At 42.0% G+C, this 4974-nt stretch carries 4 protein-coding genes; 1 reads left to right on the top strand and 3 read right to left on the bottom strand.

The genetic code is table 11. The features are described from left to right. The first annotated feature begins 345 nt into the window (after positions 1-345). Complete coding sequence (locus ASG81_RS28270; RefSeq protein ID WP_056642723.1) at positions 346-876, top strand: hypothetical protein; 531 nt, start codon at positions 346-348, stop codon at positions 874-876. 458 nt (positions 877-1334) lie between these two features. Here ASG81_RS28270 and ASG81_RS28275 read toward each other — a convergent pair whose 3' ends face one another. The 3 genes from ASG81_RS28275 to ASG81_RS28285 all read right to left on the bottom strand — a co-directional run bounded on the left by ASG81_RS28275 (position 1335) and on the right by ASG81_RS28285 (position 4613). Continuing rightward, positions 1335-2042, bottom strand: coding sequence for a DNA alkylation repair protein (locus ASG81_RS28275; RefSeq protein ID WP_056642726.1), 708 nt, complete (start codon positions 2040-2042; stop codon positions 1335-1337). A 563-nt stretch (positions 2043-2605) separates the two neighbouring features. Further along, positions 2606-3901, bottom strand: a complete 1296-nt coding sequence (locus ASG81_RS28280) for an aminotransferase class I/II-fold pyridoxal phosphate-dependent enzyme (RefSeq protein WP_056642729.1) — start codon at positions 3899-3901, stop codon at positions 2606-2608. 346 nt (positions 3902-4247) lie between these two features. Then, on the bottom strand, positions 4248-4613 hold the full coding sequence (locus ASG81_RS28285; protein WP_056642733.1) for a hypothetical protein: 366 nt from the start codon (positions 4611-4613) through the stop codon (positions 4248-4250). Positions 4614-4974: the final 361 nt, after the last annotated feature.

Consider the following 4974-nt stretch of genomic DNA (forward strand, 5'->3'; position numbering starts at 1 on the left):
CGATTTCAAGCCAAACTCAAACAGCGCGCGCCGATTGAGTATCGGCACGCGCTGGCAGCTTAGCTTTTTTCATCTGTCTACTTGACAGGGGTATGACCAAATAAAGTGTTAGACTGGGTTTTTGATGTTGAGCAATCGTACCGAGGGAGTTGAATGACTTGTGTACGGTTCAATGTATCATTGCAAAGGCAAAATATTAGAACACAAATTTGGGTGCCCTGCGTTTGTTCCCTTCTTTTCCTCAATAGGCATCACATCTTTTTTAACTACCCGACAGATATCCCTTACGGATTCTTGATGTGGACATATACTTAAGAAAACCCGATGGGGAGGATGCATGTGGTTATGAAATCAGACCGACTCACAATTATTATAGAAAAAGGTAATAAACGCATGATCGCAAGAACGCCGATCACTGGAATTGACAAGCTGGTGTTCGTCGTAAACCATCAATTTACCAACGCCCCCAACACGACGCAAATTGCAAGCGGTGCAGGCCGCAGCTGCGCTGCTGGCAACAACGCCGCTATTAAATCCCCGAATACGCAGCAGCAACAGAGCGTCGGGGCAGGAGGAACAGCCAAGAACAAATGGTTGAAGGGCGCCAATGGCGGACTTTATCATGGCAATACCCGGCCCGGAACGCGTCGTTGCGGCAAAGAAATTGTCATTGTCCTTAATGATCAGATCGTCAAGCTTCCCAGAAATGCTGCTAACGCCTCGGCTACCCAGGTGGCAAGCGGAGGCGGAAGATACAGTACGAGCGGGACTAACTCTGCAATTGAAAGTGCAGGAACCAAACAGCAGCACGCTGTCGGTGGAGGCGGAACTGCATTGAATAAATGGATTAGCAAGCACAGGAAGAAATCGAGGTAGTGAATAGCCGACAAGTTTGTGAAAGGCCATTCTTTGTAGGATGGCCTTTCTCACCATAAAATAGGTTTAGTGATTAAGGATATTTAGGACTCATTGTTGCGTTATTCTGCTCGTAACGAAGGGCTACCACGCGACAGCCCTTTCGGTGTTCAACTCCCGTTAGCGTAATCACTTATTGAAATACTAACAAACCATTAAAACATTACCACTAAACCCAGCGTGGTCACCATTGTTTAAGTGGTTGAATATCTACGTTTCTCTCGCTGGCTGTACCAGCGTCGCTGTCACCAAGTGCAAACATATGGGTTAAACTGGTAATTTAGTGATAACCTCATTGTATTCGTTCTGCTCATCGGTTATAGCTAGCATTGAGTATACTTCCAACGACTTCCTACTCTCATGGCCGAATACGGTTGAATCAGTGCATCAGGGACCTGTTCAAATGAATAAGCAATAGTTTAACACCTTACATGTTTGCGTTTGAAACCAAGTTGCCCTTTATCTACTGCCTTTTGAATATTTTCGGAAGCGCGTAGGAAACTGCTTTTTGTCTTGTCCTGTTTGACTTCTACTGGGCCTACTGCCTTTGCGGTCTCGACCGCCTTATCATGGAGCGGCAAATATGATACCCCCACTGTGTAAATAAAATTATTCATAGCGTATTTAGTTCTTTCGGGAGAATCGTGAATCGTATTTCCCACAATTTCAAGCATATTGGCAATTTTGCTTTCGGAAAATTCACCGTCCGGGCGATTACCCAAAAGCCAGCAGTAACAACTCCAGCCCGCTGACATTCTCAGTTCTTCGTCGCTTGCGATCCATTTATCGGCAACTTCTTGTGCAATATCTGTTTCTGCCAAGGTTACTGCAACCACATAATCGGACAGCATATAAAAATAAGCCGCATCCATCCAACGCTCAAAATCCGCTTCAGTCATTGCTTTTGGGTCTGCAATTATGCCGGCAAAGTACATTGCATCGTAGTTCCCTGTGGTGTAAAGCTGCTCAGCCAAAGGTTGATTTTTTTTGATTTTCTTTGCGATGGGCTTCATATCACCTGTAGCCACGCCAAAAAACGGTTCGTGCGCACCATTGGATCTGTACATTTTCTTGGTTCGTTCCTTGCCGTGAGCTTCAAGTTCCTGCATAACCATTTCTAAATTCATTGTTTAACACTTCCTTCTTTTTGGAGGTATTGCCCTATTCGACACATGTGGAGTGCTGCGTGTTGCTACGAATTAACATTCTTACAGGGGTCACCTCATGAAACGGAATAATCGCATGCTAAGCAATTATAGGAAAAAACCGGTCCCTTTACTCTTCGTAATCACGCTGATAGAGCGAAGTTCAACTAACGTTTCGTTCAACTCCCTTGATTCCTGTTACTCGGGTCGATATGCCAAGCTCAAGGGCATGTCGCTCATTCCACCCACTCGTATCATCCATTCGTTTTCGAGTGTTTAACGTGATCGCGCTTCGTACATGACTTTGCTTTCGTTAACCATGGCAGGTCATTGAGGCTAGCCCTGCTTCTTGGAAAGATATTTTCCTCACAGATACATTGTTAGATGGGCTTCACACCCCGGATTTGCTCGAATCCGACGCATGCCATCCTAGCCTGACAGGGTATGAGGTAACCCTTCGCTTCATAATAGAAGCATCTATTTACAGCGCCTCGTGGCGCACTGAACCTAACGTACCCGTTAGCGCAATATATGTGTTGAAGCAACTATTTTTCTGTTAGAATTTTATTGACACTTGCTAATTGGATACAAATACACAATACCTCGATTGATTTCTCGAGTTCTTTCAAAGATGGAAAAGTAGGAGCTATGCGTATATTACGGTCACGCGGGTCTTTCCCGTAAGGAAAAGTTGCTCCGGCCGCTGTCAATGTAACACCGGCTTCAGAAGCCATTTTTACAACTATCTTGGCACAACCGTCCAATGTATTCAGACTAATGAAATATCCTCCGTTTGGTTTATTCCATGTTGCAATATTCTTTCCGCCCAGCTCTGACTCTAGTTTATTTAGTACCATCTCAAATTTCGGTTTAATAATTACTGCATGTTTTCCCATGTGTCTTCTTAAATTATCGATATCTTTCAGAAACCGGACATGCCTTAGTTGGTTGATCTTATCGGGACCAATTGTCTGGACAGCAATCTGTTTCCTGATATAATTTAAGTTTTCTACGCTTGCTGCCACGGCAGCAACACCGGCTCCTGGAAAAGTAACCTTGGAAGTAGAACAAAAGATAAAAACACGGTCGGGATTTCCAGCCTCTTTACATGCACTCAGGATATTTTTCAAATCATCGGGTTTTTTAGATAAATGATGTACAGTATAAGCATCATCCCAGAAAATTCTAAAATCTCTTGCCTTCGTGTTCATATTGGCAAGTCGATCAACAGTCCGATCCGAATAAGTGATTCCATCAGGATTGTTGTATTTTGGAACGCACCATATTCCTTTAATCGTATCATCTTGACTAATAAGTTTTTCAACTGTATCCATATCCGGTCCATCATTAAGCATATCCACTGTGATCATCTTAATATTTAATAGTTCACATATAGCAAAATGTCTGTCGTAACCTGGACTTGGGCATAAAAATTTAACAGTCGAATGTTTTCCCCATGGCAGCTCGCTGCCATAAACACCGTGAAGTATCGCTCTGCTTAGAGTATCATGCATCAGAGTAAGACTTGAGTTTCCTCCGATTATGATCTCTTTTGAACTAACTCCAAGTATTTGTGAAAAAAGCTCTTTAGCCTCGGGTATCCCATCAACACCGCCATAATTAAGACAATCCAATCCGTCAAACGCCTTTAAGCTGTCACTGGATGTGACGATATCAAGAATGCCTTTGGAAAGTTCAAGCTGTTCCGGACACGGTTTTCCTCTTGACATATCCAAGTTCATTGTCTGATTCTTATACTCAGCATATCTTTCTTTAAGAGACACATTATGTTCGTTTAATTCTGATATATTCATGTTGAAAAAATCAGTACTATTTCCCATGCACCAGCTCTCCCGTCAGAGAAAATATTATTGACATTGATTGCGTTAATCAGCCCGTTAGAGCTTAACTACAGCTAATTATAATGGGAGTATTAATATAGATAAAATTAATATTCGTGATATCAGATATAAATGAAATTAATGTATGGATGGCAGGCGAGTGTTTTCATAAGTACCAAAAAAAATTTACAGCTACCACCGTTACTTCACTATCCTGCCAGTTCTTAACGAGGCTGCCGGTCGTTTTCGCGGTAGCCTCTTGGTGTGGGTTTTGGAACTATCGTACCCGTTAGTTGAACAACTTTACTGCCCCGAAAACCCCAGGAGACCATAATCGAACGGATGCTTAAAATCCATCATCAGGTTGATTATTATTAAGTTCTCGCAACCAAATTTCAATAGTATCTCTAATTTCAAATCTGTCTTTAGATTGCTTTGTTTTTAATTCATTCCARTCCTCATCTACAAGTACTAACCTGTACTCCCCATTTATACTACTATCTGGGTACCATCCTAAATCAATTATACGTGCATTACTTTCTGGAATGACATATCTTCCATTTACATTTTCGAGTTTTTGAATATGCATAATATCTTCCGTGAAGTATTCCCAGTTGCTTAACAAGTCATCTTTTTCTTCGGCTTGAATTGGATCAACATCATGAAATTTATTATTAATTATTGCATAACCGTTTGGAATTTTTATTCGCATTAAACTCACGATRTTATCACTCCTAATTAATTTGTTTGAAGTATTCGCTAACAGTTTAAGCAATCCTGCCCGTTAGCCATCCATGCCGCTCACGCGACACCACAGATTATGGAAGTAATTGCGTTCTTCCATGGGAGCGTAACTACCGGTCTTTTCGCGACAGCCTCTCGGTATGGGTTTTGGAACTATCGTACCCGTTAGTTGAACCACCGCTTCCAGTAATTTACTGACAGCCATATTTATTTACTAAGGGGATTCTTTAATTAAGTTGTAGAAAACGTATGATTTCACCGTCAATTATTTCTTCACTAGCCCTTTGAAACCCCAAGGATTCATACAGGTTCCCAGCAATCAAGTTGTC

Origin of the sequence: Paenibacillus sp. Soil522 (assembly GCF_001428245.1) — a bacterium.
In the GTDB taxonomy this organism is placed as follows: Bacteria; Bacillota; Bacilli; order Paenibacillales; family Paenibacillaceae; genus Pristimantibacillus.